This is a genomic window from Helicobacter bilis, assembly GCF_900198365.1.
Lineage (GTDB): Bacteria > Campylobacterota > Campylobacteria > Campylobacterales > Helicobacteraceae > Helicobacter_A > Helicobacter_A bilis_B.
Genome location: NZ_FZMS01000013.1, coordinates 1 through 26,711 on the forward strand (window position 1 = coordinate 1; position 26,711 = coordinate 26,711).

Annotated in this window: 29 protein-coding genes and 2 pseudogenes; 20 read left to right on the plus strand and 11 right to left on the minus strand. The window is 34.9% G+C overall.

The genetic code is table 11. The annotated features are described in order from the left end of the window. Positions 1 to 449 (minus strand): hypothetical protein (locus tag C6H08_RS02500; RefSeq protein WP_158656790.1); only part of this gene is annotated, 449 nt, incomplete at its 3' end. Between the two features lie 94 nt (positions 450 to 543). Between C6H08_RS02500 and vapD the strand changes: the two are divergent. Next, positions 544 to 827 (plus strand): annotated as a pseudogene (gene vapD / locus C6H08_RS02505) (endoribonuclease VapD). A gap of 209 nt (positions 828 to 1,036) precedes the next feature. Here vapD and C6H08_RS02510 read toward each other — a convergent pair. Together C6H08_RS02510 and C6H08_RS02515 are read right to left on the minus strand one after the other, a co-directional pair. Continuing rightward, a complete protein-coding gene (locus C6H08_RS02510; protein ID WP_034580572.1) occupies positions 1,037 to 1,477 on the minus strand; it encodes a D-Ala-D-Ala carboxypeptidase family metallohydrolase in 441 nt (146 codons plus the stop codon). Between the two features lie 177 nt (positions 1,478 to 1,654). Then, on the minus strand, positions 1,655 to 2,233 hold the full coding sequence (locus C6H08_RS02515; protein WP_034564952.1) for a hypothetical protein: 579 nt from the start codon (positions 2,231 to 2,233) through the stop codon (positions 1,655 to 1,657). 392 nt (positions 2,234 to 2,625) lie between these two features. Between C6H08_RS02515 and tolB the strand changes: the two genes are divergently transcribed. From tolB to rplQ, 11 genes are all read left to right on the plus strand, one after another. Beyond that, positions 2,626 to 3,912 carry a Tol-Pal system protein TolB gene (tolB, locus tag C6H08_RS02520; RefSeq protein ID WP_034564948.1) on the plus strand — a complete coding sequence of 429 codons (1,287 nt, stop codon included), beginning with the start codon at positions 2,626 to 2,628 and terminating at the stop codon, positions 3,910 to 3,912. 59 nt (positions 3,913 to 3,971) lie between these two features. After that, complete coding sequence (locus tag C6H08_RS02525; RefSeq protein WP_034564946.1) at positions 3,972 to 4,673, plus strand: OmpA family protein; 702 nt, start codon at positions 3,972 to 3,974, stop codon at positions 4,671 to 4,673. A 31-nt stretch (positions 4,674 to 4,704) separates the two neighbouring features. After that, entirely contained in the window at positions 4,705 to 5,637 is a 933-nt protein-coding gene (locus C6H08_RS02530) for a tetratricopeptide repeat protein (RefSeq protein WP_034564944.1), read from the plus strand. A 10-nt stretch (positions 5,638 to 5,647) separates the two neighbouring features. Continuing rightward, a complete protein-coding gene (locus tag C6H08_RS02535; protein ID WP_034564942.1) occupies positions 5,648 to 6,196 on the plus strand; it encodes an FKBP-type peptidyl-prolyl cis-trans isomerase in 549 nt (182 codons plus the stop codon). 69 nt (positions 6,197 to 6,265) lie between these two features. After that, the gene (locus tag C6H08_RS02540) at positions 6,266 to 7,426 is read left to right on the plus strand and encodes an MFS transporter (RefSeq protein WP_034564939.1); all 1,161 of its coding nucleotides are present in this window, start codon (positions 6,266 to 6,268) and stop codon (positions 7,424 to 7,426) included. Between the two features lie 197 nt (positions 7,427 to 7,623). Beyond that, complete coding sequence (gene rpmJ, locus C6H08_RS02545; protein WP_005216958.1) at positions 7,624 to 7,737, plus strand: 50S ribosomal protein L36; 114 nt, start codon at positions 7,624 to 7,626, stop codon at positions 7,735 to 7,737. Positions 7,738 to 7,740: 3 nt separating this feature from the next. Then, positions 7,741 to 8,103 carry a 30S ribosomal protein S13 gene (gene rpsM, locus C6H08_RS02550; protein WP_004088490.1) on the plus strand — a complete coding sequence of 121 codons (363 nt, stop codon included), beginning with the start codon at positions 7,741 to 7,743 and terminating at the stop codon, positions 8,101 to 8,103. 10 nt (positions 8,104 to 8,113) lie between these two features. Further along, positions 8,114 to 8,509 carry a 30S ribosomal protein S11 gene (gene rpsK, locus C6H08_RS02555; protein WP_004088492.1) on the plus strand — a complete coding sequence of 132 codons (396 nt, stop codon included), beginning with the start codon at positions 8,114 to 8,116 and terminating at the stop codon, positions 8,507 to 8,509. A gap of 11 nt (positions 8,510 to 8,520) precedes the next feature. After that, entirely contained in the window at positions 8,521 to 9,147 is a 627-nt protein-coding gene (rpsD, locus tag C6H08_RS02560) for a 30S ribosomal protein S4 (protein ID WP_004088493.1), read from the plus strand. An 18-nt stretch (positions 9,148 to 9,165) separates the two neighbouring features. After that, positions 9,166 to 10,179, plus strand: coding sequence for a DNA-directed RNA polymerase subunit alpha (locus tag C6H08_RS02565; RefSeq protein ID WP_034564935.1), 1,014 nt, complete (start codon positions 9,166 to 9,168; stop codon positions 10,177 to 10,179). Positions 10,180 to 10,189: 10 nt separating this feature from the next. Continuing rightward, positions 10,190 to 10,543, plus strand: a complete 354-nt coding sequence (rplQ, locus tag C6H08_RS02570) for a 50S ribosomal protein L17 (protein ID WP_004088500.1) — start codon at positions 10,190 to 10,192, stop codon at positions 10,541 to 10,543. Positions 10,544 to 10,837: 294 nt separating this feature from the next. Here rplQ and C6H08_RS02575 read toward each other — a convergent pair whose 3' ends face one another. Beyond that, on the minus strand, positions 10,838 to 12,085 hold the full coding sequence (locus C6H08_RS02575; protein ID WP_034564930.1) for an amidohydrolase family protein: 1,248 nt from the start codon (positions 12,083 to 12,085) through the stop codon (positions 10,838 to 10,840). A 2-nt stretch (positions 12,086 to 12,087) separates the two neighbouring features. Then, positions 12,088 to 12,804 carry a cytochrome c biogenesis CcdA family protein gene (locus C6H08_RS02580; protein WP_034580574.1) on the minus strand — a complete coding sequence of 239 codons (717 nt, stop codon included), beginning with the start codon at positions 12,802 to 12,804 and terminating at the stop codon, positions 12,088 to 12,090. 1,518 nt (positions 12,805 to 14,322) lie between these two features. On the opposite strand from C6H08_RS02580, the pseudogene C6H08_RS02585 reads away from it, so the two are divergent. After that, positions 14,323 to 14,637, plus strand: a pseudogene (locus C6H08_RS02585) (outer membrane beta-barrel protein); the annotation flags it as partial. 467 nt (positions 14,638 to 15,104) lie between these two features. Here C6H08_RS02585 and C6H08_RS02590 read toward each other — a convergent pair. Together C6H08_RS02590 and C6H08_RS02595 are read right to left on the minus strand one after the other, a co-directional pair. Further along, positions 15,105 to 16,109: a hypothetical protein gene (locus tag C6H08_RS02590; protein WP_034578902.1), complete on the minus strand. Its 1,005-nt coding sequence runs from the start codon at positions 16,107 to 16,109 to the stop codon at positions 15,105 to 15,107. 10 nt (positions 16,110 to 16,119) lie between these two features. Beyond that, positions 16,120 to 17,082: a tRNA dihydrouridine synthase gene (locus C6H08_RS02595; protein WP_034566047.1), complete on the minus strand. Its 963-nt coding sequence runs from the start codon at positions 17,080 to 17,082 to the stop codon at positions 16,120 to 16,122. 271 nt (positions 17,083 to 17,353) lie between these two features. Between C6H08_RS02595 and C6H08_RS02600 the strand changes: the two genes are divergently transcribed. The 3 genes from C6H08_RS02600 to gatC all read left to right on the plus strand — a co-directional run bounded on the left by C6H08_RS02600 (position 17,354) and on the right by gatC (position 19,920). Next, complete coding sequence (locus tag C6H08_RS02600) at positions 17,354 to 18,277, plus strand: class II fructose-bisphosphate aldolase (protein ID WP_034565836.1); 924 nt, start codon at positions 17,354 to 17,356, stop codon at positions 18,275 to 18,277. 31 nt (positions 18,278 to 18,308) lie between these two features. Beyond that, on the plus strand, positions 18,309 to 19,571 hold the full coding sequence (locus C6H08_RS02605) for a glycosyltransferase (protein ID WP_034578900.1): 1,263 nt from the start codon (positions 18,309 to 18,311) through the stop codon (positions 19,569 to 19,571). A 70-nt stretch (positions 19,572 to 19,641) separates the two neighbouring features. After that, positions 19,642 to 19,920: an Asp-tRNA(Asn)/Glu-tRNA(Gln) amidotransferase subunit GatC gene (gene gatC / locus C6H08_RS02610; protein ID WP_004088843.1), complete on the plus strand. Its 279-nt coding sequence runs from the start codon at positions 19,642 to 19,644 to the stop codon at positions 19,918 to 19,920. Here the strand turns inward: gatC and C6H08_RS11790 are convergent. The 3 genes from C6H08_RS11790 to pgsA form a co-directional block, all read right to left on the minus strand. Next, entirely contained in the window at positions 19,861 to 20,544 is a 684-nt protein-coding gene (locus tag C6H08_RS11790) for a glycosyltransferase family protein (protein ID WP_233708453.1), read from the minus strand. The genes gatC and C6H08_RS11790 overlap by 60 nt on opposite strands. 76 nt (positions 20,545 to 20,620) lie before the next feature. Then, a complete protein-coding gene (rseP, locus tag C6H08_RS02620) occupies positions 20,621 to 21,715 on the minus strand; it encodes an RIP metalloprotease RseP (protein WP_034578899.1) in 1,095 nt (364 codons plus the stop codon). Beyond that, positions 21,716 to 22,258 (minus strand): CDP-diacylglycerol--glycerol-3-phosphate 3-phosphatidyltransferase, encoded by a 543-nt coding sequence (gene pgsA / locus C6H08_RS02625; protein ID WP_005217685.1) that lies wholly within the window; start codon positions 22,256 to 22,258, stop codon positions 21,716 to 21,718. A gap of 359 nt (positions 22,259 to 22,617) precedes the next feature. Between pgsA and C6H08_RS02630 the strand changes: the two genes are divergently transcribed. From C6H08_RS02630 to C6H08_RS02645, 4 genes are read left to right on the plus strand one after another with little or no spacing between them, the layout of a single operon-like run. Then, a complete protein-coding gene (locus tag C6H08_RS02630) occupies positions 22,618 to 23,964 on the plus strand; it encodes a radical SAM protein (RefSeq protein ID WP_034578897.1) in 1,347 nt (448 codons plus the stop codon). After that, positions 23,945 to 24,847 carry a glycosyltransferase family 2 protein gene (locus tag C6H08_RS02635; protein WP_034564068.1) on the plus strand — a complete coding sequence of 301 codons (903 nt, stop codon included), beginning with the start codon at positions 23,945 to 23,947 and terminating at the stop codon, positions 24,845 to 24,847. The genes C6H08_RS02630 and C6H08_RS02635 overlap by 20 nt, the downstream gene beginning before the upstream one ends. A 3-nt stretch (positions 24,848 to 24,850) precedes the next feature. Next, positions 24,851 to 25,516 (plus strand): class I SAM-dependent methyltransferase, encoded by a 666-nt coding sequence (locus C6H08_RS02640; protein WP_104686088.1) that lies wholly within the window; start codon positions 24,851 to 24,853, stop codon positions 25,514 to 25,516. Continuing rightward, positions 25,500 to 25,808, plus strand: a complete 309-nt coding sequence (locus C6H08_RS02645; protein WP_104686089.1) for an FkbM family methyltransferase — start codon at positions 25,500 to 25,502, stop codon at positions 25,806 to 25,808. The genes C6H08_RS02640 and C6H08_RS02645 overlap by 17 nt, the downstream gene beginning before the upstream one ends. Before the next feature lie 96 nt (positions 25,809 to 25,904). Here the strand turns inward: C6H08_RS02645 and C6H08_RS02650 are convergent. Then, the coding region (locus C6H08_RS02650) for a DUF6056 family protein (protein ID WP_104686090.1) at positions 25,905 to 26,711 on the minus strand (807 nt) is incomplete at its 5' end.

The following is a 26,711-nucleotide window of genomic DNA, read 5'->3' on the forward strand; positions in this document are numbered from 1 at the left end:
CTAGAGTTAGCACCCATATATGTGGGGTTACCGTTTTCATCTCTACCAGCACCCCCAGCAACCAAACTACTAGCACCCAACTTATTTTCCCAATGACCTGCCTTATTTTGTTCCATATCATAATTTGCATATTTTGTATAATCTATCGTAGGGGGGGCTACTTCACCACTACCACCCCAAGCCTTATCAACACTTGCGGCTAATTGATTATTAGCTAACTCATATTTTTGCTGCTTTTCTAACTCTAAGTTAAAATTCTTTCTAGCTAAATCCATTTGCTCTTTCATCTGCTTATTTGCTTCTATGGTATTGTATATATCCATACCTAAACCAACAACGCTTGTAGCAGCTTGAACGGGTGCGGCAAATTTACCTACCTTATCTAAACCAGCAGTCAATTTACCACCACCCATCACTTTATTAATACCTTTTGTAAGCGCACCCAACATAATACAACCTTAATATCAAAATAAACAAGATTATACATAATTTGCAATGATTAAAAAATGTCGGCTAAAATTACACAAAAGAAAAAGGACAACAATGTATGCTATTGCATTTGATTTAAAGATTGATGACTTAAAAAAGCATTATGGTGAGCCTTATAACAAAGCCTATGATGAGATAAGACAAGAGTTAGAAGCATTAGGTTTTGAATGGGCACAAGGCAGTTTATACATGAGTATAAGCGAAAAAACACTCTAGCAAGTGTATATAAAGCAATCAATAGACTACAAAATATTAAATGGTTTAAGCAATCCGTGCGTGATATAAGGGCATTTAAAGTAGAGGATTGGTCAGACTTTACCGAGATTGTTAAAAGCTAATAATCTTATCGTGTTGCCCTTTATTGTCATGTTGAGCGTAAGCGAAACATCTAAAATTTTTACAAACTTACATAAAAGCTAGATGTTTCGACTTTTTCAAAGTCTCAACATGACAAATCTCTTATCTTTGTCATATTCTCTTTCCTTGTCATGTTGAGCGTAAGCGAAACATCTTAACCTTTTTATACATACACGACCGAACTTTGTAGCTACGCTAGATTCAATTCCTTTTTAATCTCTGCGAAATACACTTCACCTGCTTTATTATAACTCCATCTAGCCTTATAGCCTCTAGTATCTAAATGCACGAATCCTCTAAACTCATCATTAGGATTTATGCTTATTGCAATCCCAAAGGGCTTGTCATTATATGTTTTTAATACATGCTCGAATACCTTTTTAGTAGGCACACCTTTTACTACAAAATCCACTGCATCACCTGCTATATGCCTTGACTTTGAAGCTCCACCTATGTTTTTATTATGTGTAGGACAGCGATAACCGCTATTTATAGTAATAGGGGCGTTAAAATGTTCTCTAATCTCTACTAGCGTATCGATTAACTCATCTGTGGGCATACCTTTTGGCAACTCACATTTACCGCATTTGCATTTGAATTCAGCTTCTTTAAAATACTTGTTCTCTTTCATTTCATTCCTTTATTAAAATTCAGTTTTGGCATTTCATTTCAAAGATTATGACTAAAAATAGCTAGTCATTATCACTTTGTCATGTTAAGCGTAAGCCAAACATCTAAAAAATAACTCAAAGCTTTTTAAAGGCTAAACACAAAGCATAACAAAGCTATAAATAAATTCAAATGTCGGTTAAAACATGCTTACATTCCTTTTTGCATTCAAAAACGGACTTATTCCAAAGTAAGTCGTTATATTCTCTCCTTTATTACTCTCTTTATGATATATCGTTACTTCTGTAAAATCCCTATTTGGTGTATCACTCACAGCATAAGTAAAGCCATATGTTATATATGCAAAACGAGTATTTCTATCAAAGTATCTATATACATGCCTTACATTACCACCTTCTATGTGCGGCACACAAGGTGTTTTTAACTCTTCAATATTAAATATTTTTGCAGTATAAGAAACACGACACCGCCTTGCCCTAAATCGTATCCTAGCCTTTGCTTCTCCTCTTACTTCCCACTTAAAGCATTGAAAAGTCTGTGCGATAGGCTCTGTTTGGCTTATCCCTACTACCTTATTTGTCCCTACTTCTTTTATACTCTTATAATATTTTACTTCCACTCCGCCATAATTCCATATTTCATATTCACATTCATAGCTTTTATTTACATCTACAATCCTTATTCCATGCTTTACTAAAGCTTCTGCCCCCTTATTTTGTAACACTTTTTCATTTACAATACTCACAAATCTAGTCACTATGATGACCTGCAAAGCAAAGTGTCTAACACTTTAGAATCTAAAAAGATATTTCTCCCTTTTAAATGCTCAATATAACAGAAACTACATCCTAGATCTACAAACTCACACATATCAGCAACGATAACCTTAATGCTGCATTCACCACTGATAATATATTGCAGAAGATAAACCAAATAGAAAATCTAATTTCTACTTTAAAAATTGATGGCGAGATGGTTAAAGAATAGTGCAAGATTATAGCACAAATCTCAGGTTATGTATGCCCATAGCTATAAACAATTTTGCAATACAATGAGTAGTGTTTGCGGATTAAGCAGCGTTTTGTTTTATGTTTTAACAATAAATTGCTATCATTCTACACGAACAATAAATTTAGCTAAGGAAGTGTAATGTATCGCTTTAGGTGTTTTTATGCAATATTTGCGTTTTGTGTAATGTTTGCCATGCATTCTGTGGGCTTATACGCAGAAGATAAAACAATTGTTGTAACAAGACAAACAGACAATATCCCAAATATTCAAGTTGTGAGTAGTGATGGTGCTGATAATACCATGGCAATATACAAAATGTTGGTGCAAGACTTAAAGACACTTGGACATTTTAATGTATATTATGATGATACCTTGAAGACTGATATTTTGCAAAATACTCTTGCACTGCAGGATTATAAAAATAAAAATATGAATTTTATCGCACAAGTTTCACAAAAGAAAAAAGGTGGTAGTCTCATAGCCACCCTCAGCCTATATGAGTATGCAAGTGGTAAGACCATCACAACAGAATATAGAGAAGATGAGATAGAACGTTATCCATTTATCGCTCATGCCATGGCAAGCTATCTTAATGATTATATCAAAGCACCAAAGGCTGATTGGCTAAATCGTTATGTCGTTTTTTCAAATTATGTTGGTTCTGGTCGTAGCAATATTCTTATTGCAGACTATACCTTTACCTACCAAAAAACTATCATCAGTAATGGTCTCAACATGTTTCCAAAATGGGCAGATAGTAAGCAAGAAGAATTCTACTACACACTCGTAACGCATGAGGCGACCATATATAAATATAACATGTATAGTGGAAAAAACGAGAAAGTCATCTCAAGTCAAGGCATGGCGGTAGTGTCTGATGTGTCAAAGCATGGCGATAAGTTACTATTGTCACTTGCCCCAGTTGGATTAAGCGATATTTTTTTATATGAAATAAAGAGTAAAAAGCTAACACAACTCACAAGGTATTCAGGCATTGATGTCAATGCACATTTTACCAATAATGAAAAAAGTTTTGTATTTGTATCTGATAGACTTGGGTATCCAAATATTTTCATGCAAGATCTCATGCCAAATGCTAATGTTACACAAATTGTATTTAAAGGACGCAACAATAGCACACTATCAACTTTTGGGCAATATATAGTGTATTCTAGTAGAGAAAGTGATGAAGAAACTGGGTTGAATGTATTTAATCTCTATTTAGTTTCAGCCCATAGCGACTATGTTCGTCGTTTGAGTAAAATAGGCACAAATAGAATCCCAGCATTCTCTCATGATGGAGATTCTATTATGTTTTTACGCCAACAAAAAAATGAACAAGCAATTGGCATTATCCGATTATCAATTAACAAAAGTTTCCTTTTTCCACTAAAAAATGTAAAAATTCAAGCGTTTGATTGGTAATTTTTTTGTTTTTTTTGATAGAATAGCAAAACATTTTTTTTGAGATTTAAGGGGATATCATGAAGTATTTAAAGCTTTCAAGTGTTTTACTTGCACTTTTTTTTGCGGTTGGCTGCGGTAGTAAAAGTGTAGAAAAGGATGGCAACACCACGCAGAAAACTACAGAAGTGCAACAAGAAGTTGATGGTCAAGAACCTGAAGAAGCAGTAGCAAATCCGGGTGGTGCAGGTTTACCTGAAGGTGGTTTTATGCCTGATGGTGCTGTGAGTGGGGGAGATGGTTATGATGGCAATGGTGATTCTGATTCAAGCGATCCATATGCAGATAACAATGCTGGTGAAAGTGGTATGTCTGGAAACTCCAATGGCGATACTGAAGAAGAGTATTCCGGAAATAATGAGGGCACAGCATATGGCGATGCTATCAAAGTAGATTCTCTCACTACAATTTATTTCGACTTTGATAGATATGACATTAGATCTGATATGAAAGACTATGTAAGGGCAAATGCTGATTTCATAAAAGAAAAAAATATTAAAGCGGTTGTATTGCAAGGCAATACCGATGAGTTTGGTGGCGATGAATATAACACGGCATTAGGACTAAAGAGAGCCATATCAGTGCGTGATGCGCTTGTATTACAGGGGCTACCAAGAAATATGTTCTCAACAATCTCTTATGGTATGCACAAGCCAGTATGTAGAGAAAAAACTGCTGAGTGCTATGCGAAAAATAGACGCACAGATATAGTTGAGAAGTAATAAAAGTAACAGCTTGGCTAGGGTTTTTGCAATGAGGTTTAAGAAGTCTTTGTTAGCATTTGCTTCATTATCTGTATTACTCTATGCCGAACCTTCGGCATTTGAGTTGCAAAGTGGTGCTACAAAAAAGGATATGCGAGACCTTAAAGATATTGCAGATTTTACTCGTTCTGTTATTGGCGATTTTCAAAATAAAATTGTGAATCTGGAGCAAGCGGTTGATGGATTAAAAACCGTTTATGAAGGTATGAGTGCGACTTCAAGACAAGATAGCATTACAATTAAGAATCAGATAGATAAAATCCAAAATATTCAAGATATTGTAGATTCTTATCAAATGTCGCAAAAATCTCAAGCAGAGCTTGTTAAAAATTTGAAAGCCCAAGTTGAAGCAAATACAAAAAATATTGAGCAGATTAATCAAAAAATTGATAAATTGTCGGAAGCTTTTTTGCAAGCAAATGATGAGATTATAAAACAAATCCAAGTATTGAGCGAACAAGCCTTAGCATTGCAAAATAATATACAAGGTATCCAAAATCAGCCAATCATAGATTCTATGCAAACAAGCAACAATATGCCAAAACAAGCGTATAATTTTTCACCTGACAATAGCAAGAATCTGAGTGAAGCAAAGAATCTCTTGCGTAAAAAACGCAATGAAGAAGCGAAGGCTTATTTTGAATATCTTATCGATCAGAAATTTGCAGAAGCAGAATCAAGTTATTATATCGGTGAGATATACTATGCAAGAAAAGAGTATAACGAGGCATTGCCTTATTACAAGACAAGTGCCAGTCTTGATAGTAAGGCGAGTTACATGCCGATTTTGCTATGGCATACCGCATGGTCATTTAAATATCTAAATGATTCAGATAATTATAGAAAATTTTTGCAAACCTTGGTTGCCTTGTTCCCCGAAAGCGAACAAGGTCGTAAAGCCCAAGATATTTTATCAAAATAGGAGATACATTATGATAGAAAATAACAATGTTGTGTCAATTAATTATGAAGTGCTTGATTCTCAAACAAAGCAGACAATTGATAGTAGCAAGGATAACAAACCGCTTGAATTTATTGTCGGACAATCTCAAGTCATTGAGGGTTTAGAGCAACACATAAAAAACGCAAAAGTAGGTGATAAGCTAGAATTTAGCGTTGAGCCTGAACTTGCCTATGGCGTGCGTAATCCAGAGCTTATGCAAGAAGTTGGCAGAGAACAATTTGGAGATATTGAGTTGGAAAAAGGTATGACTTTATTTGGTCAAGCTGAAAATGGTATGCCTGTGCAAGTCATTGTTGCGGATTTTAACGATACTTCTGTGCTTATTGATTATAACCATCCATTAGCAGGAAAGACTTTAGATTTTAGGGTTGAAGTGCTAAATGTAAGAGAGGCTACTGATGATGAGATTATAGCAAGTATGGGGGGTGGCTGTGGTTGCTCTAGCGGTGGCGGTCATGGACATGGCGGAGGTGGCTGCTGTGGCGGTGGCGGAGGTGGCTGCGGTTGCAGTCATTAAGCACATGACATAAAGCATGATGCATAGAAACCGCTTATTTAAATTACGCAAATAATAAAAGGCAATAAGATGTCTCGTAAAAAGATTTATTTTATTAATCTTTTGCCAATTATACTTATCAGCATAAATTTGCGTGCTCCCATTACTTCAGCTGGTCCGATTGCAAATTTACTTCAAAACTACTACGGACTTAGCTCAGCACAAGTTGGATTATTAACTTCACTACCATTACTAGCATTTGGAATAGTTTCATTTTTGGTTGCGGTATTTCAGCCTGTAAGGGCAATGTTTTTTGGACTTTTGTGTATAATTCTTGGTGAAATATTGCGTTGTGTTGGGGGCAACACAGCCTTATTTGTCGGCACGGCAATCATGGGTTCTGGTATCGCTATAGCAAATGTTTTATTGCCGAGCTTTGTAAAGGCAAAGTTTCCCAGAGAGATTCCAAAGATTATGGGAATCTATAGCTTAGTGTTAAATATTTCCGCTGCATTAGGGATAATCGCTATATTCCCATTGACACATGTTTTACCGCTACCTTTAGCATTTAGTTGCTGGGTCATATTAGCCATTCTTGCGTTTATAAGCTATCTACCGCAAATCAAAAATCGCAGAATTTTTCGCCCAAAGCAAAGCCATACAAAGATAAACTCACTATTTGCAAATATAAATGCATGGAAAACCACTCTATTCATGGGCTTACAAAGTGCGATGGCATACAGCTTTTTTGCATGGTATCCAAGTTTGCTGATTGACTTTGGCTTTGAAAAGGGCTTTATCTCTCGCATTATGACACTCACACAATGCGTTATTATTCCGCTCTCATTTATCATTCCATTATGGTTGCACTCTCTGCGTCAAAAAATGCGAAATGTTTTTATTGTCATCGTTTGTATGCTCTATGCGGTAAGCTACTTTTTGCTACTTATTTCACATGAAGTATGGTCGATTATACTCGCTTCTGTTTTGATTGGTATTCCACTGGGTGGTGTTTTTAGCGTCGCTTTACTTTTTATTTCAAGCAAAAGTGCAAATGTGTTCATAGCGACTAAACTCTCAGCCATGTCGCAAGGTATAGGCTACCTCATGGCTTCTCTTTGTCCATGGATTATTGGAAAACTCCATGATACATATCATAGCTTTACCTATGCAATTTTTATGCTTATTATTTTAAGTTTATTATTAAATGTCGTTGGATATTACGCACAAAGAGTTGTAGTTGTAGAATGAAACAATAGCATTTGTTAATTGTGCTAATTTGCAGTATTCATTTTTTATATATTTGAGTTGTTGAGATTATGCAAGAAAAATATTTTAAGTTTTGATATTTGAAACTCATGATATTTTTTCATATTTACCATTATTAGATATAATCATCGGCTTAATCCAAAAAATTGGGTTAAATCCGTATTTTTTAGGAGTCCGTTATGAAAGTTCGACCATCGGTCAAAAAAATGTGCGATAAATGCAAAGTCATTAAACGCAAGGGTGTGGTTCGCGTGATTTGTGCGAATCCAAAACATAAACAAAGACAAGGATAAAAAATGGCTAGAATTGCTGGTGTAGATTTGCCAAAAAAGAAAAGAGTAGAATATGCACTCACATATATCTATGGCATTGGGCTTAAAAGCTCAAGGGATATTTTGAATGCTGTAAATATTTCTTTTGATAAGCGAGTTCATGATCTCAGCGAAGATGATATTTCAAAAATCTCCAAAAAGATTCAAGAAAGTTATATGGTTGAGGGTGATTTACGCAAAAAAGTAACAATGGATATTAAGGCTCTTATGGATTTAGGTAGTTATCGTGGTTTAAGACACAGAAAAGGCTTACCTGTGCGTGGGCAAACAACAAAAAATAATGCCCGCACAAGAAAAGGTAAGAAAAAAACCGTTGGTAGCAAATAAGGAGTAGCGTATGGCAAAAAAACAAACAAATGTTAAAAAAAGAGTGGTAAAAAAGAATATTGCTCGCGGGATTGTGTGTATTGCTGCTTCATTTAACAACACAAATGTAACAGTTACTGATGAAATGGGTAATGTTTTGTGCTGGGCTACTGCTGGTGGATTAGGCTTTAAAGGTAGTAAAAAATCTACGCCTTATGCAGCACAACAAGCTGTAGAATCTGCTTTATCTAAAGCAAAAGAACATGGCATTAAAGAAGTGGGCATTAAGGTGCAAGGTCCGGGTAGTGGTCGTGAAACCGCTGTAAAAAGTGTTGGTGCGATTGAAGGTATTAAAGTGTTATGGATAAAGGATGTAACACCATTACCACATAATGGTTGTCGTCCGCCTAAAAGAAGAAGAGTATAAGGGAGTGTTGCATGGCAAGATATAGAGGACCTGTAGAAAAGATTGAAAGACGACTAGGCGTTTCTCTTGCACTAAAAGGTGAGAGAAGACTAGCTGGTAAAAGTGCACGTGAAAAAAGGGATTATGGTCCCGGACAGCATGGCATGAGAAGAGGTAAAATATCTGATTATGGTTTGCAATTACGCGAAAAGCAAAAAGCAAAGTTTATGTATGGCATTAGTGAAAAGCAATTCCGCTCTATTTTTAAAGAAGCGAACAGACAAGAAGGAAACACAGGTGAGAATCTCATACGATTGCTTGAGTTACGCCTTGATAATGTTGTGTATAGAATGGGCTTTGCGACTACAAGAAGATTTGCAAGACAGCTTGTAACACATGGGCATATCCTAGTTGATGGCAAACGAGTAGATATTCCATCATTCCAAATCAAGCAAGGACAAAAAGTTGAAGTAAGAGAAAAAAGTAAAAACAATGTGCAGATTGTGCGTTCTCTTGATCTTACTGACCAAATTGGTATTGTGCCTTGGGTTGATATTGATAAGGATAAAAAGTTTGGTATTTTTACACGCAATCCAGAAAGAAGCGAAGTTGAGATTCCAATAGAGGAGCGTTTAATCGTTGAGCTATACTCAAAATAATACATAAGGTGGTTTAGTATGAAAAGTATAAAGGTAAGACCATATATTCCAGAAAAACTTGAGGTAGAAGAAATTGCGCCAAATCACATTCGATTACACGCATATCCGTTTGAACCCCATTATGCTGTTACAATAGCTCATCCTGTCCGCAGATTGCTACTATCAAGCTCTGTAGGATATGCGCCAATAGGTATAAAGATTGAGGGTGTGCGACATGAGTTTGATACTGTGCGTGGAGTTGCTGAAGATGTAGCGCCATTCATTGTGAATATTAAAAACTTGAAATTCAAAGTAAATGAAGATATGCAGCAACACGAAAAATTTGAGTTGCATTATGAGTTTAATGGTCCAATGGAATTGCGTGGTGAGCATTTAAGCAATGAAAATATCACGGTATTAAGCACAGATTCACATTTAGCAAATATTAATAGTGATGCAAAGCTTAAATTCTCTATTTTAATACATAAAGGTTTAGGATTTGTAGCAAGTGAGACTATCCGTGAAGAAATAGGTAGTGAGTATATACCACTTGATGCTGACTTTACGCCGGTAAAAAGGGCTGTGTATGACATTGAGAATGTCCTACATGAAAGTAATCCCAACTTTGAAAAGATTGTGTTTGAAGTAGAAACAAATGGGCAAATTGAGCCTATGGAAGCTTTCAAAGAAGCAGTTGCTATTATGCACTCTCAAATGAGTGTGTTTGGTGCGGAACTTAGTGATGTGCCAACAAGCAATGGTCGTTTAAATGATGATAGCCCAGAGTTAAAGGTATTGCTATCAAGTGTTGAGATACTCAATTTAGAGCATCGACCAAGCAATTGTTTGCAGAAGTCAAATATCAAATACATAGGTGAGTTGGTATTGATGAATGAGAGTGATTTAAAGAATATTAAAAATTTAGGCAAACGCTCATTTGATGAGATTACAGCAAAGTTAAATGAAGTTGGCTATGCGGTTGGTGCGGATTTACCACATGAATTGGCTACGACTTTAAGTAAGCGTTTGGCAAAATTAAAAGGACAAAATTAAAAGGAATAATATGCGACATAAACATGGTTATAGGAAATTAGGCAGGACTTCTTCTCATAGAAAGGCATTGTTAAAGAATCTAAGCATAGCCCTTATTGAGCATGGCAGAATAGAAACGGGTGTATTTAAAGCAAAAGAATTACAAAGCTATATTGAAAAGCTTGTTACTGCATCAAAGAATGCGGACTTTAATACACATAGATATGTATTTGCTGAATTGCAAAATAAGAAGGCAACTAAAAAATTGATTACAGAAATAGCTCCTAAGTTTTCTGCAAGAAATGGTGGCTATACTCGTATTCAAAGAAGTGGCATTAGAAGAGGTGATGCTTCTACATTGGCTATCATTGAATTTGTTGAGTAAAAACTCGTGCTTATTGCATGTAAGCAACAGGCAATGTATTAGCTAATCTGGTGTGTTGGATAGCAATATTTAACACACAAGATTTCTGTCTTCTATCCCCAAAGTAAAAATTTCAAGTTACAAACTCAAATATCCTTAAATTTATCCCCTAGTGTCTTTAATACTATAAAAGGCATATAAACATAATACTAAGCATGGCATACTATAGATTCCAATAATCTGTTGTTTCCAAATCATTGTAAGATGGTTTTAAAAGTAGATTTTAATCTACACTAAACCTTCATTACAACGCAATCACAATTTATGCAACTTGCCATCAACTACCATATATTTAATCTTCCCATATAGTTCTAAACCATGATAAAGACTTGTAGAATCTAAAACTTCAAATTTTTCCTCCAAATCAACGATCATAAAATCAGCATCTCTTTGTGTAGCAATATGTCCTTTATTTAGTCGCATAAGATTACTTGCATTGCTACTTGTAAGCCTTACTAAATCACTAAGTCTTAGAATCTCTTCTTTCACTAGCAAGGTATAGGCAAGGCTAAAAAAGTATTCAATACCAGATACACCTTCACTTGCACACTCAAATACTTGCTCTTTATACTGCTTTGAGACTTCTTGCTGCATACTTGTTAGAAGAGAGACTTTGCCCTCTTGCAGCCTTTTTACAAGTTTTTCTTTTTTACTCCGAGTAAGCAGGGGCGGGGTCATTTTGTAGCGTGTATCATAGGTTTTTATGCTTTGTTCATTAAAGATTAAATGTGGGAGTCCAACTTGTGCGTGCATGTTTTTTTCATGGCAAATCATATCGAGTGTATGGGCTATATTCATAGACATAAAAATGACTTCAATATTAAGAAACTTTGCCATTTCTTTTATCTTTGCCACTTCTTTAATTTGTCCTATCGGCGTTATCATAGGTAGCCCAAGCCCCCTTGCAAACGCACTTTCATACGCCACACCTTGCTCGATATTGAAATCAAATGCAAATACACAAAGTGGTAAATCAAGCATTTTAGCATATTGCATACTTTGATATAAGAGATTAGACCCAATCGCAGAATTACTAAAAATTGCCTTTGCATTCTTATTAAGACTATGTAATGTATCGATATTGCTTAGTCTAGATTCTGAATCTGTGCTTGCAATAAGTGGATAAATATTTATACTATTATGTGAATTAATGCTTTCAATAAGGGCATTCATAGCTTCATTATCAATGCTTGGCTGTGTGTATGGATTAAGAAAGATGGTAGAGATACCGCCATAAAGTGCCTTATTTGCAAGTGTGTGTATGGGCTTTGCTCCAAGCTTTTTATCAAGTGGAAATACATTGATATCAATACAAGTTGGCAATATCGCATATCCGTTGCAATCAATCTCTTCACATTCTCGCAAATCATCTCTAAACGAAATAGAATCTTGTATAACCTGTATAATCTTGCCATTTTGCACATATACACTGCCTTGCACAAAGCCCTTTTCATCATCAAATATTTTCGCATTTTTAAAACATTGTATTTTATCTTCTTGCATATCTATCCTTTCATTAACTCATTAAATAAAGAAGTATCACCCAAAATGATTAAGATTCCAATGCCAATTAAAAAGATACCACATATTTTCTCAATAACTCTTAATTGCTTTTTTGCTTTTCGTATGAGATTTAAGCCCTTGTCTAAAAAGAGAGCTAATAATAAAAATGGGAGTGAAAGCCCAGCTATAAAAGCTAAACTAGCATATATAGCAAGTCCCTCATTCATAGAAGCAAGCAGGGCAATAGAGCTAATAATAGGACCAGAGCAAGGCGACCAGCCCGCCGCAAAACCCACGCCTATAATAAATGGTGCGATAAACTTTAGAATCTCATGTTGTTCTAGCTTTTGTAGGTTTAATTGCTTTGTTTGATTAAGCATTGCAATATGAAAGATTCCCAAAAAATGGATACCAAAAAGGATAATAATGCCACCAGAAATATATCGCACAATGGGATAATTAAAAAAATTATCGATAATTTGAAACATGGCTAAAAAAAGCAAAAAAAATACAAGCCCAAACCCAGCGACAAAAAGCACTGCATTGCGAAACATACTAAAGCGAGAATATTTTGTCTCATCATGTAGCACACTCCCAGAAATATAGCTCATATAAGATGGTATAAGTGGCAGAATGCAAGGTGCAAGAAAGTTTAGAATCCCACCCAAAAAACTTGCAATAAGCGGTAATTCAAAAAATATTTTTTGTAAAAAGTCCATAGAGTTAATCCAAATAGCTTATAAATATAGTATAGAAATAAAATTATACTCAATGTCTTAGAATATCTACAACAAATGTGAAATTTTCTAGAATTGCTTTGAAGGATTCCAAATAGTGCTTTATAGATATTTCATGTAGAATTCTTGCACATTTGCCATCAAGCTTTAACTTTTTAACCCACAAGAAAACATTTAATCACAAATACAAAAACACACTAACACATAAAAGCCTTAATAAATTTAACAATGGATGAAAGCGCACTAAAAAGCATTTAGCAACGATACATAATAAATTAAAAATGATTAGCTTTGTAAGTATGGCGGGGATTGGTAGTATTGCTGTAATGGGAACTGGGATTATAAAGCTAAAGTGAATATACAAACACCATAAAAAATCAAATAAAATTGCTCGTTTTGGCAAGGAATATATAAATAATCAATATAAAGCAAAAATCACTGACATTAAAAACTTTGGTGACAAAACCTTACAAGCCGTGCAAAATATGAGCGAGTTAATCACTAGAAATAAAGATGATTTAAAATAATAGCACATATAACAAGATAATAAAACAAGCATAAACGCCAACAAAGATTTATCACAACTTGGAATAAATCATAATGACTGGGTAAAATGGATTGGAAAACACAGTTACAAACTTTGCTAGATAAATCACAAGATAAAATGTTTGATGATCTATCTAGTGATGTATTGCATGAGCCTTACAGAATTTAAGCATGCGGGGCTAACTGCTAATCAATTGAGGGCTTTAAGTAGTGGAGTAAAAGAGTGAAGCGGGCGGAGTTAATGATAAAGGCTTAAAAGGTTTAAATCATGTGCAAAACGCTTTTAACAATGCTTTGCAAAATGTAGCAAGTAGTGAAAATATTAATAAGGCTACATAAGTAGGAAAAGATTTTGCAACAACAATGCGCCAATTCGGTGACTTTCTTGTAAATTCTGCAAGTGGAGTCAATAAAGCCTTAATCATTCAGTCTTAATTTAATAATCTAACATTTGCAATACATGCAAAACAAGGCAAACAAGATTTTAAAACTTTAATACACATGCAAAACATATCTTAACACTTCTTACACAACTCAATCATACATATATACAAGTTAATCATACGCTAATCATGTTTTTAATGTTTTATTACCTTTCTTTTATGTTTGGAATGTATCTTTTAATCTTTTGTTTGTTGGTAATGTTACATTGCATGTTTTGTTAAGATTGTATCAAAACTTTAATTAATTCGTAATTTTGTATTGCTTAGTTTGTAACACTTTGTAAAGTGAAAATGTAATATATAATCACTAGATAAAAATCATATAAAAAAGGATTAGATTTTAAGTTATAATGAAGGGTATTTTAAAGGGTTAAATCTTTGGAATATGTGTTATTTTACTTGTAATTTTTGATTTAACCTTAAAAGGTTATACAAAAGGCTATACAGAATTATAAAGGGGTGTTTGAAGCTTGAAAAGTGTTATATCTGTAATTAAACATTAAACGCTGATGTAATGGTGAATTTCCTAAATACAGATAGCTTCACGCTTGGTGCGTATGTAGGTTTTGGGCTTGGCTATGGTATCACTGGATTAACTGGTGAAAAAATGATAGTTGATACTTTGAGCAAAGAACAGAATTATAATAGATTCAATATCCCTATAAATGTAGGTATCGCAGCAACTTTCGCAGGATCACATAAAGTAGAAATCGGTGCAAAAATCCAAGCTCTATCAGCTGGATATAGCTCAAAGACTAAGAATGATAAAAGCGAAATGCTAATGAATACACATGTGATTAATGTAGGTTATTCTTACATTTTCTAATGTTTTATAGGGCATAACCTTTATTTGTTCTGCCCTATTTTGTTTCAACCTATTTGTTCAGTCTTACAACCTTACATTATTAAAATTCCATTCCCACTTTTAAAGTGGGAATCTTTTGTATTCCAAACTTGCTTTTTTTATATTGATTTAGAGATCAGATTCTCAACCATTCGGGTGGGTGCAGGGCGTAAGGGTGCAAAACAATACGACTTTAAAATCTATATGTGGTATGATATCCATTTGGAATATTGCAGTATTTCAAACCTGCTTTAGCTTAAAAAAAAAGGGGGGGGGGGGGAAATATTTGGGCCAAGCCCACCTTTTTATTTCAATTTAGAATATACAAACGCTTGACAATGAGAAAATGTCGGTTAGAATTTTGAGATGGAATCTAAAACCCGTTTTCACCCTAAACCCTGTCTCACCCAAATAAGACAGATTCTAAAAATCTTAAAGTATGCCAGGTCTTAAAACAAAACATTAACTGCGAATTGCCAATACATGCCAAGTGTTGTGCTGTGTTCTTGTCGCAAGAGTTGTTGAGCGAAAACTTTATCCATGTTGTTTGGTAGTTGCTCTGTAGAATCCATTTGATACCACCTTTGACTTTTAGCACTTGGATCACCTGCGATTTGTATAGGCATTTTCACACCGATGTCAAATCGCATATTATTATACACATAAATACTTGCACCAAGTCGTGCGAATGCACCAGCACCAGCCAAATAAAGCGTATCATCAGCTTTTATTACTATGTTATTCATAGTTGTATTATTAAATGTTCTTGTGTCATAATGTCCTAAGCTATAAGTAATAAATTCATAACCCATACCACCATAAACTCCAACACGCAATGGAATCATCTTTTTATAATCACTAAGTGTCCCCACCAAAATATGTATGGGTATGTTTGCACCAAAGTCAAAGCCAACAGAGTAGCTTAGCATAAAGGCATTGTTTGAGATATTTTTTGCAAAGTTTGGATTCTCATTAAACTTAATTTCTTGATATTGTCCATTATTACCCGGTGCGGATACATAGAATCCATCGCGATAGCAAATATTTGTAAGACCGGGCATCTCTCCCGCACCGCATTTACGCAGATTCCCATCACGCACATTTGATATAGAGCCAAGATCGACTTTATTAGAATAACTCGCACTGATATAACCCCGTAGGGTAAAAATCCCCATTTTATCAAAGGTTACTTCCGTGCCGATATAGCCGCTTGTAATGTCTTTCACGCTGCCATTATACTCGCCAAGTTGTGTTTGTGAGTAGTAATAGCCGCCTTTTTCATTGACACTTGAAGTGTTTTTTGTCATTTGATTTGTAGAATTTGTATGCAGCGTGCCTTCAGTTATGCTTTGCCCTATCCCAAGGAAAAACTGATAGCGAACCGCCCATGCAGATTCCATACAGCAAAAAATCCCCACAATGATAACAAAAACCCCTCTTTTTAAACCACTCATTTTACTCTCCCTATACACTCTTTTTATTAAAAATGGGACAAATATCACTTGACTCTAGCTTTGTAGTGTCAAAAAAGTCCTTTATAGATTCTCTAATTAGATGATAATCCTTTTCATTATTTACAAACTCCCTGTATTTGCTAGAATCTTTCTGTCCTTTTGCATAGGCATGTAAGTTTTTCCTAAACATAATAACCCCTCTTTCGCCATAAAACTCAAACATAGAATCTAAATGCTTTAAGACTAAATCTTTCTTCAAAGCAAGTGGAAAGTCATTTGTTTTTGCCTGTATCTGCCAGAAAATCCAAGGAGATTTCAACGCAGCCCGACCTATCATCGCCCCATCTGCATTCGTGATTTGCATGACTTTTTGAAAAGATTCCAAGCCATCTATCTCGCCATTTGCAATCATGGGGATTTTTAGCTTTTCTTTCATTAAGGCAAGGCTATCATAGTCGATTTTATCCTTTTTGTATGCGTCCATTTTTGTCCTAGCATGCACTACGCAGTAATCAACTCCGCTTTCATTAATCGCTTCTGCTAAATCTAGCGGAATCTTTTTATCAAAGCCAAGCCTAACTTTCACGCTATATACCTGCTTATTCCCGTATTTGCGAATGCTTTGTAGCAATGAAACAAATTTATCCAAGTCTTTTAAAAGTGCACTACCATTGCCATGATTTGCCACCTTTGGAGCGGGACAACCGCAATTAAAATCAATAATATCCACCCAAGAGAGTTCATTAATCTTTTCAACTGCCCTTTTTAGAATCTCTTCTTTACTCCCTGAAATCTGCAGGGAAAAGGGCGTCTCATTTGGGCTTTTTAATGCCATTTTTAGTGTTTTTTCATTTTCATAAACAAGGGCATGGGAGCTTATCATCTCACTCACGGTAATATCTACACCAAAATCTTTCACTACCTTTCTAAAAGGCACATCACTAAAACCAGCAAGTGGGGCAAGTATCAGCAGGGGAGCTGGAAGCTTTTTTGTTTGCTTAAAAGTGTCTAGATGATACTTTAGAGATTCTATATTGTTGTAATGTGTTGTGTATTGCACTTATTTCCTTTTTCTCTTGCTTTAAGATTCTATAAAATTATTAGGTCTTTGGGATTTATAAAGCACACATTATAGCATAAAATATATATGTTCTTTCATGTTTAACTTATAAGGCATTGTAACCTAAACTCACACACTTTTGATACAATGACGGATAAATAATAATTATTTTCAAGGAGCAAATATGCTAGTTTTTGGACAAGAGATTCTAAACAAAGCGAATAAAGAGGGCTATGGAGTAGGTGCGTTTAACTTTGTGAATTTTGAAATGCTAAATGCTATTTTTGTGGCAGCAAATAAGGCAAACTCACCCATTTTTGTGCAAGCAAGTGAAGGGGCGATTAAATACATGGGTATTGATATGGCAGTAGGCATGGTAAAAACTATGGCAAAGCGTTATCCGCATATCCCTGTGGCATTACACCTTGATCATGGCACTAGCTTTTCTTCATGTAAGAGTGCGGTGAAAGCGGGATTTACTTCTGTGATGATTGATGCTTCACATCACCCTTTTAATGAGAATCTAGAAGAGAGCGCAAAAGTCGTAGAAATGGCACATAAAGAGGGCGTTGGCGTAGAGGCAGAGCTTGGCAGACTTATGGGGATTGAAGATAATATATCGGTTGATGAAAAAGATGCTGTGCTTGTGAATCCAAAGGAAGCAGAGCAGTTTGTAAGGGAGACAAAGATAGATTATCTAGCCCCAGCCATTGGCACAAGTCATGGAGCATTTAAGTTTAAAGGTGAGCCAAAGCTTGATTTTGAGCGATTAAAGCTTGTAAAAGAGCTAACAAAAATCCCGCTTGTATTACACGGGGCGAGTGCTATACCAGATTATGTAAGGGCGAGTTTTAGCGAGAGTGGTGGGGATATTGGCAGTAGTAAAGGTGTGCCTTTCTCATTCTTACAAGAGGCAGTAAAAGGGGGCATAAATAAGGTAAATACAGATACAGATTTACGCATTGCTTTCATCGCTGAGGTGAGAAAACTCGCAAATAAAGATAAATCACAATTTGACTTACGCAAGTTTTTTGCACCAGCTATGGAAGCTATGAGTAATGTCATCGCGGAGAGAATGGAAGTCTTAGGCAGTGCAAATAGAATCTAAAAAACTTTTGTCTTAATATTAAGGATTTGGAATGTTTCATATTGTATTTAATGCTGATCAAAATTACATGAAATATGTGGCAGTGCTGATAACAAATATCATACATTACACAGATACAAGTAAAAAATATGCAGACTTCGCCTTTCATAGCACAGAATCTAAAATAAACCCAAGATTCCAACATATCTATGCAAATAAATGGGGGGGGGGGCAAAGCCCCATAACTTGGGGAGAAAGTCTCACAAATAGAGAAAACCCTATAAATGCGGAGCAAAGCCCCATTAATTTAGAGGGCTATCGCTTTCATATTATAACAGATTCTATTACAAAGAAAACTTTGGAGCAATTTCATATATTACAAACTACCCTGAACGATATTTATCCATGTCAAATAGAAGCCCACATTATTAGTGATGAAGATTTCAAAGATTTACCAAAGTGGGGCTATGAAGAAGCACAACAATATGCGGCTTATTATCGTATTAAACTTGTGGATTTTTTACCAAAAAATGTAGATAAATGTTTATATTTAGATACAGATATGCTTATATTAACAGACTTGCGAGAGCTTTTTGCACTCAATTTGGATGGCTATATTGCTGCTTCATCGAGTGGTAGCCCAAATGCAAAAATTAGTCGTTATGGAATCTACAGAAAGAAAAAGGGCGGTAAAAAAGCAGTAAAATCGTTTGAAACAAACTTTTATTTTTGCAGTGGACTTATGCTAATTAATGTGGATAAATGGAGAAAGCATGATGTAGATATTGAGGCAATGCGTTTTTTGAGAGAGTATGAAACAGAATTTGCAGACCAAGATGCCCTAAACTTTGCTATGCGTGATAGGGTGTATAATTTGGGTGAGCAATGGGGGATACTTGCTTATCAATCACTTGAAGCAGCTTGTTCTGCTAATACAGATTTTTCAAAGCGATATGAAAAAGCAATGATAAATGCCAAGATTCTCCACTGCAATGGTCCAGCAAAAGCATGGTTTGGGGCTTATAATAAACTTACGATAGATTTTATGCCAAATATATATCCACATAAATCCGTATGGTGTAAAATGGCAAGGTTATGCAGTGGATTTGAAAATGAATTGAACGCACAAGTAGAAAATATAGAAAGTGAAGGTTTGCCTGAATATGCTATAGCACTTGCTAGACAATTAAGGGAATTTCAAGGACATTATAACTTTCCTGCAATGAAGAGACGAATTGAGCGTATAAGCAAACCACATAAAGCCATTATGATGGCTTTGAAAAATCTAATACATCGCTTTAAAAAGCATGTATGAATATATTATTTAGTAAAACCGCGATATATTTTGCTAAAATACACGCTATTTTGTATGGAAAGGTTTATTTATGTTTGTAGATGATAAATTACTTGATAAGCTTGAAAAATTAGCAATGATACATATCGCACAAGAAAAGCGTGAGGATTTTAAAGAAGAATTAAGCGAAATTATCGCCAAAATGGATAGCCTGCAGGAAGTAGATACTGATAGCATTACATTGCAAAAAGATGATAAAACCCCCATGCGACCAGATTTACCAGAAGATTCCGCAATACGAGACCAAATCCTAAAACAAGCCCCAAAAGCAAAAGATGGCTATTTCATCGTACCAAAAGTGATAGGGTAGGTTTTCTTCTGCTTTATATTTGTGAGAGTGTTGCGAGATTATTGGGGTTATTTGATCTCGTGCTATTGCCCGTGTTTGCTTGCAATTTAATGATGATGAAATGCGATAGTGTAAAAACCCATGTAGGTCATTTATCCAATGGAGCCAATATTGGCTAAGATGAGATCTTCCTTCATCTTGAAGCAGGTCTTTAATCGCCAAAGACTCATATACCAAGTCAGATTCTAAAAGTAAAAAATCCTGTGTAATCAACTCTCTTAAACACCATAGCGTATAAGCACTCCCAGTAGTTGCAAACTTTTCATTCTTATGCGTTATTATCTTAAAATCTTTAGCTGAAAGCCTATCTGCTAGGGCATCATAAGCTTTGTTTTCATAACCTGTGCCAATGATAACTTCTTGTATGCCTACTTCCTTTAAAAGCCTTAAGCTTCGCTCAATCAAAGTTTCTTGTAAAGATGCTGTATATAGAAAGCCTTTTGATAGATTGTTCTTGATATCGCCAATTGAGTAATATTTGCATAAGGTAATACCAACTTTACGACATGAAAAATCTAGAATAGTTAATACCCTCCCCCAAAAAAAATTAAAGTCAAAAGTAAAGATTGGATTTGCATATGTCATTAGAATCTGTGCTAGTACTTGTGTTCTTTATGGTTACTTGATTATTTTCCATATTTACATATCCATCGCATTTATTTTATCCCCCAACAATCCTTACAATATCATTGTAAAGTCCAAATAACATAAGCGTTATAATAAGGCTAAATCCTAATGCGACAAGGATATTTGCTATTTTTTCATGCAGGGCTTTTCCGGTTAGCCATTCATAGAGAGTAAAAAGGATTTGTCCGCCATCGACTATGGGTATGGGTAAAAGATTTATTACGCCAAGATTCACAGAAATGATGGCTAACACCAAAATAAAATTAATAAACCCCACATTATATGCCTTCGCACTCACATCAGTAATGCCTACCACACTGCTTAGATTCTCAAGCCCAATTAGCCCTAGTAGCATATCCCGCAATCCCTTATATATCAGCATAATATCATCATAGACTTTCATCATGGCATTTTGCAGTATCTCAAGTGGACTAAAATACATGATTGTAATAGCAGGCGTGATGCCTAATATTATGCGATCCTTTTCCTTGCTTAAAGGCACAAGTAGTTCTAAAATCTCTTTGTTTTTATTGGATTTTTCATAAGAAATAGGGCGAGATATAAGCAGCTTTGCCTCCATATTTTGTGTTTTATTGTTATTTAAAATGTGACTAATATCGCTAAATTTTTCCACCTTAATACCATTGATACTTATTATCTCATCATCTTTTTTTAAGATATTATAAGCTAAAAATTCCTTGCCAATATCCCCAATAATAGGGGTATTAGAATAGCTTGGCACACCTTGTGCAAAAATGATTATATATATGAAAAATGCTAAAATAAAATTAAATAAAGGACCTGCAAGAAGGATTAAAATCCGCTGAAATGGGTGCTTAGAAAGCAGAGAATCTTTATCGTATTGACTAGAAACACTAGATTCTGTCTCATTAGAATCTTTAGATATAGAATCTTTTGTAATCTCACCTTTGAGCTTTACATATCCGCCAAGTGGTATGAGAGATAGGGTATATTCTGTGCCTTTGTATTGCTTTGTGATGAGCTTTTTACCAAAGCCAATGCTAAAAACTAAAACCCTAACACCAAACAAACGCGCAAATAAAAAATGCCCTAGTTCATGAAAAAATATGAGGAATGAGAGTCCCAAAATGGCAAATAATACTCCCATTTAAGCCATAGCCTTATAATATTTAAAGGTATAATCAAGCCCAGAATATAGCGTAACAATCACTGCAATCCACAAGAAAAGTGTGCCACCGGGGAAAAAATCAGCAAGTAAAAACGCAATCGCTAGAATCTGAAAGCCAGTCTTGTATTTTCCAAGCGGGCTTGCTGCGACATTTTGCTTTGAGTTTGCCGCTACAACACGCAATCCTGTGATATAAAACTCACGCGATAAGATGATAAAAACCGCCCACGCATTCGCCCTATCAAGCAATAATAAGCCGATGAATGCCCCTAGTATTAGCATTTTATCCGCTAAAGGATCAAAAACTTCGCCAAATGTGCTACCCAAATCAAACTGCCGTGCAATATAGCCATCAAAAAAATCTGTGATAGAAGCGATACAAAAAATAAGACAAGCACAATAATTCCGCCAAGAAATATCCACCCATGAAGGCACAATATGCTCCCAATGAAGCATAACAACAAGCAGCAAAACAGCAAGCAAAATACGCGAACATGTAAGAATATTTGGTATATGTTTCATGTAAAATCCAGTTTTATATATGTTAAGTAAAGTTAAAATTATAACAAAAAAAGCAAAATCTTTTATTGCTTTGTTGTGTTAGAGTTTTGTAATTTATGCTGCAAAATTTGCAACATTATAGAAAATATTTTGCAATAAGAATCTGTTGGGCGTGTTGCAATGTGATAATTTTAATTGTTTAGAATCAAGTGGGATTTGGTTTTTGTTGTTAACTTTATTTGGATAGAGTAACGCATTATTTTTATTTTTTAAGGAGATCTCTATGAATCATGTGCGTATAAGCGGGGGGGGGGCAATACCTCTGCAATAACGAAAATTACATTTTATGCCAAAAGAAACTACCCACGAGGCGTGGCGTTATGTGGCTAGGGCAGACCTGCAATCTCAATTGCTATTTTTGCTACTTTGCTGAGCGGATCGCTAACAAGAAACACCCTGAGCATCCATTTTTCTCTCTTGATAAAGCAAAAGAAATCTGTAAAATCTATGTTGATGAGTTCAATTGTAATAGCATAGATATTCAAGGCGGTGAGCCGACCATCTATCCTCATATTTTTGAGCTTTTAAAATACTGCAATGAAATCGGATTAAAACCAAGTCTTATAACAAACCTTATTGCTTTAGCAAAGTTTGAACACGCACAAAAATTTAAAGAGGCAGGGATTTATGATTTTCTCTGCTCTTTGCATGGTATTGGTGCTACCTATGATAAGATCGTAGGTAAAAAAGGTGGCTTTGAGAGACAAATTAAAGCCCTTACAAATCTACAAATACTAAAGATTCCAATACGGGCAAATTGCGTTTTAACAAATGAGGTTATAGATGAATTGCCGCAAGTCACTGATCTTGCAATTAAATATAATGCACGAGTGGTAAATTTTTTAGGTTACAATAATGCAGGTGATCAAAAGAGGGTAAGAGATACGCACAATATTCCATATTATGATGTGATAGGGCAAAAACTTACGCCTTGTATTGATAGATTGGAATCTCATGGCATTGAAGTGAATTTGAGATTCCTGCCATTTTGCGTTGTTGAAGAGCGACATAGAAAAAACATTGCAAATAGTTTGCAAATGATATATGATCTACATGAATGGGAGAGAAGCTCTAGATTGTGGATTGAGAGACAACCTCAAAGGGCAGCAAAACTAACGACAGAAAAACCAGATGTCATACGCTTTTTCACACAGCACAAAAGACGCATGGCAAAACGACACAAAAGCTTTACATGGCTAAAACGCACAATATTGCCCTATATTCGTTTTGATGACAAATATGCACCAATCCAACCCTATGAAAAGCCAATTTTAGATAAGATTAAGTTCTATACTCCAAATGTAAAAAACATAGAATCCTTTAGTAAATTAGAGCATTTTTATTTAGAGCAAGACCTTGTGTTTGATGACATTCTTAAGGAAAAGATTAAGCCAAAACGATGTGAAGAATGTTCGATTAAATTTATTTGTGATGGATTTCATTGTGATTTTATTGAGGAATTTGGACAAGGTGCAATTAAGCCGATACGCTTGGATAAAGAAATACTAGATCCCAAACATTATTCAAACCTGCAATATAAAGTCATAGAAAAACAAGAGTGGGATTGGTTCTTTAATGATTTTGAGCGAAAAGAAGTAGAAAAATGCGTGCAAGATTTTAAAGAAAATCTTAAAAACGAGGGACAACATGAAACTTCCGCAAGTTGAGATTATCATTTCTCTTTACAACTACGCAGAATATATTAGCGAATGTATCCTTTCTGTTATAAAGCAGGATTATCCGCATATTCTCATTCATGTCGTAGATGATGGAAGCAGTGATGATTCTGTAAGGATAGTGCAGGATTATTGTAGGCAATATGCAAATATTAGATTGACAACAAAAGCAAATGGCGGTCAGCTAAGTGCGTTTAATGCCGGATTTATTCACCTTGATGGGAAGAGTGAAATTGTGTTTTTTCTTGATGCTGATGACTATATGCGTGAGGGCTACATCAAAAAAGCTGTGGAAACTTTTTTAGAGTCTCAGTGCGATATGTTATTTTGCGATTTATTTATCATGCAAGATGGTAAAATAAGCGATGGTGATAATGAGGTTTTGCCCTATGGTGATTTAGGTTTTAGTATATTTGATACCTACTTTAATGGCTCTTATTATGGACACTCTACTTCTACAATAGCAATTACAAAACAGATGCTTAGCAGAATCTTGCCACTTTCATTGGAAAATGAATGGAGAATACGGGCTGATGATTGTATAATCTATGGTGCCGCATTGGTTGGGGCAAAAATATTTCACTTAGATTTCAAAGGCATTTACTATCGTGTGCATAGCAATAATAATCATTGTGGAAAAACTTTTTCTTCAAAATATGAATTTCATCGTGCTTTATCTGTGCAAAAACTATTTTCCACATTATTAGAGAGGCATAAAATTTCACTTCATTATAGTTTGTTTTGTGCAGAAATTGATTCAAAACCTAGTGATTTGTTGTATCGATATAAAAAGATGATACGCGCAACTGATTTTAAATATTTTCAAAAATGGCGTGCCTACAAAATACTTCGCAAAAAATTAAAAAGGATATGAGAGATGATAAAACAATATCTTTATAAAATACTATATTTTCTAAAGCTTAAAAAGAAAAAGAGAAAATCGCCTTATAGTTTTATTGATATTGGCTACAATTGGGCTGATAGCTTTAAAGATCTGATATTTTGTGAAGATATTAATATGCGGATTCAAAAGCTAAAACATGGTTTAGATATGGAAAGTTGTAGCATTATTGATGAAGTGCTAGAGAAGCTAATATGTCTTATCCCGCGTTCCACACAAAAAGCATTGTTTGATAAAAATACGCTGTTTTCACAAAGAGATTTAGCTTTGCAAAAAGAGATTCTAGATAACAAGATGTGGTCAGAGTATCCACTATCTAACTACTTTATGAGTGAAGTATATTATTATCATAATGGCATTAAACTGCTTCCAACACACTATATTGCAAGTCGTATTCACAATAAAACCATAATAGATGTGGGAGCGGCAAATGGCGATAGTGCGTTCTGTTTTGCTAAATATAACCCATATAGAATCGTGAGTTTTGAGATGGAAGCTTTGTGCTTTAATGAGCTAAACGAAAATATTAAAAAATACAATATAAACGCTTTTGCCTTCAATCTTGCTGTGTCCAATTGCAATACAGAACAATCTGTAAGACTAGATTCTATGCTAATTGCAAACAATGGGGGGGGGGGGTAATATTCCAAAAATAACCACCGAATCTAGTTTGCACAATTCTCATTTAGAGATTGGATTAATTAAAATGGATATTGAGGGGGCAGAAATTAAGGCTTTGCTTGGGGCAAAGGAAACCATATATTTACACAGACCTATATTAATCATTGCAATATATCATAATGCGGAGCAATTTTTTGATACAAAAGAACTCATAGATTCTTGGGATCTTGGGTATAGCTTTTTTATTGCAAAGCTTTCTGTTTTCCATCCAACAGATGAAGTTATGTTATTTTGCCTGCCCAAAATAGATTAAGTAGGTTTGGGATTTATAAAACCCACCTCAATATTTTCAATTATATTAAGAAAATAAGGGCTATAAAAGACCCTCCTCCCCCAAAGACTGAGTTACTTAATCATCTTTAACCACAAAGCTTTTCACGCCAAAATGCTTTGCATAACTTGGATTTGGAAATTCATCGGCTTTATTGGTTGGATTCTGCCAATCTCCATAGCGTTTATAAAAGCTGTGAAAATATTTAGAGCTTACTGCTATATCTTCTATCCCCCGTGCCTTTTGTGTCTCTATATAAGTTGCCATATTTTCCCATTTTATACGCATATCAACAAATGCACTCAAGACAAAACCACCATAAAGAAAGCTAAACAATAAGATTGCATATTGAAACTTTTTCTCGTGATTGTAAAACAAATTTTCTATGACTTTATAAACAATTAAAAACCCAACAATCCCTATGAGAACCACAAAGAGACGGGCCCTAGGCGGGATATTCACCTGCAGTGTCAATAAAAGACATATATGACAAAAAATAAAAAGTAAAAAAGCATAAAAATACAACCTAGATAATTCCATATTGTCATCCTTTTTATAGACAACCGAAGCGTAATAGCATATCACAATAAACAAACATGCGCCAACAAGATGTTTAATAAAATGCAAGGTAGGTATAGAAAAGACTGCAATAAAAATCACGGCAAATAAGAGTATTACACCAATGTGCTGCCATTGTTTTTGTTTAATTTGAGTGTATAAAAAACATAATAATAAACATGCAAATGTAACAAGGGTTGTGCTTGTGGATTTCATAACATGACTGATTCTTGCAAGTTTTTCATATAAACTCATATGTAAAAAGTCACCAATGGAATAATATTCAATCTCTAATTCTACAAATAAGGCCGCTCTCTTCGCATGACC

What these genes read in the sequence shown, in the direction of transcription:
- C6H08_RS02510 (WP_034580572.1), bottom strand. Translation starts at nt 1,477, where the DNA reads ATGAAAGAGAACAAGTATTTTAAAGAAGCTGAATTCAAATGCAAATGC.
- C6H08_RS02535 (WP_034564942.1), top strand. Translation starts at nt 5,648, where the DNA reads ATGATAGAAAATAACAATGTTGTGTCAATTAATTATGAAGTGCTTGAT.
- rpsD (WP_004088493.1), top strand. Translation starts at nt 8,521, where the DNA reads ATGGCAAGATATAGAGGACCTGTAGAAAAGATTGAAAGACGACTAGGC.
- rpsM (WP_004088490.1), top strand. Translation starts at nt 7,741, where the DNA reads ATGGCTAGAATTGCTGGTGTAGATTTGCCAAAAAAGAAAAGAGTAGAA.
- C6H08_RS02600 (WP_034565836.1), top strand. Translation starts at nt 17,354, where the DNA reads ATGCTAGTTTTTGGACAAGAGATTCTAAACAAAGCGAATAAAGAGGGC.
- C6H08_RS02530 (WP_034564944.1), top strand. Translation starts at nt 4,705, where the DNA reads ATGAGGTTTAAGAAGTCTTTGTTAGCATTTGCTTCATTATCTGTATTA.
- pgsA (WP_005217685.1), bottom strand. Translation starts at nt 22,258, where the DNA reads ATGAAACATATACCAAATATTCTTACATGTTCGCGTATTTTGCTTGCT.
- C6H08_RS02630 (WP_034578897.1), top strand. Translation starts at nt 22,618, where the DNA reads ATGTGGCTAGGGCAGACCTGCAATCTCAATTGCTATTTTTGCTACTTT.
- C6H08_RS02580 (WP_034580574.1), bottom strand. Translation starts at nt 12,804, where the DNA reads ATGGACTTTTTACAAAAAATATTTTTTGAATTACCGCTTATTGCAAGT.
- C6H08_RS02540 (WP_034564939.1), top strand. Translation starts at nt 6,266, where the DNA reads ATGTCTCGTAAAAAGATTTATTTTATTAATCTTTTGCCAATTATACTT.
- C6H08_RS02565 (WP_034564935.1), top strand. Translation starts at nt 9,166, where the DNA reads ATGAAAAGTATAAAGGTAAGACCATATATTCCAGAAAAACTTGAGGTA.
- rseP (WP_034578899.1), bottom strand. Translation starts at nt 21,715, where the DNA reads ATGGGAGTATTATTTGCCATTTTGGGACTCTCATTCCTCATATTTTTT.
- C6H08_RS02590 (WP_034578902.1), bottom strand. Translation starts at nt 16,109, where the DNA reads ATGAGTGGTTTAAAAAGAGGGGTTTTTGTTATCATTGTGGGGATTTTT.
- C6H08_RS02645 (WP_104686089.1), top strand. Translation starts at nt 25,500, where the DNA reads ATGGGGGGGGGGGGTAATATTCCAAAAATAACCACCGAATCTAGTTTG.
- rpsK (WP_004088492.1), top strand. Translation starts at nt 8,114, where the DNA reads ATGGCAAAAAAACAAACAAATGTTAAAAAAAGAGTGGTAAAAAAGAAT.
- rpmJ (WP_005216958.1), top strand. Translation starts at nt 7,624, where the DNA reads ATGAAAGTTCGACCATCGGTCAAAAAAATGTGCGATAAATGCAAAGTC.
- C6H08_RS02635 (WP_034564068.1), top strand. Translation starts at nt 23,945, where the DNA reads ATGAAACTTCCGCAAGTTGAGATTATCATTTCTCTTTACAACTACGCA.
- C6H08_RS02575 (WP_034564930.1), bottom strand. Translation starts at nt 12,085, where the DNA reads ATGCAAGAAGATAAAATACAATGTTTTAAAAATGCGAAAATATTTGAT.
- rplQ (WP_004088500.1), top strand. Translation starts at nt 10,190, where the DNA reads ATGCGACATAAACATGGTTATAGGAAATTAGGCAGGACTTCTTCTCAT.
- C6H08_RS02605 (WP_034578900.1), top strand. Translation starts at nt 18,309, where the DNA reads ATGTTTCATATTGTATTTAATGCTGATCAAAATTACATGAAATATGTG.
- C6H08_RS11790 (WP_233708453.1), bottom strand. Translation starts at nt 20,544, where the DNA reads ATGACATATGCAAATCCAATCTTTACTTTTGACTTTAATTTTTTTTGG.
- gatC (WP_004088843.1), top strand. Translation starts at nt 19,642, where the DNA reads ATGTTTGTAGATGATAAATTACTTGATAAGCTTGAAAAATTAGCAATG.
- C6H08_RS02525 (WP_034564946.1), top strand. Translation starts at nt 3,972, where the DNA reads ATGAAGTATTTAAAGCTTTCAAGTGTTTTACTTGCACTTTTTTTTGCG.
- C6H08_RS02640 (WP_104686088.1), top strand. Translation starts at nt 24,851, where the DNA reads ATGATAAAACAATATCTTTATAAAATACTATATTTTCTAAAGCTTAAA.
- tolB (WP_034564948.1), top strand. Translation starts at nt 2,626, where the DNA reads ATGTATCGCTTTAGGTGTTTTTATGCAATATTTGCGTTTTGTGTAATG.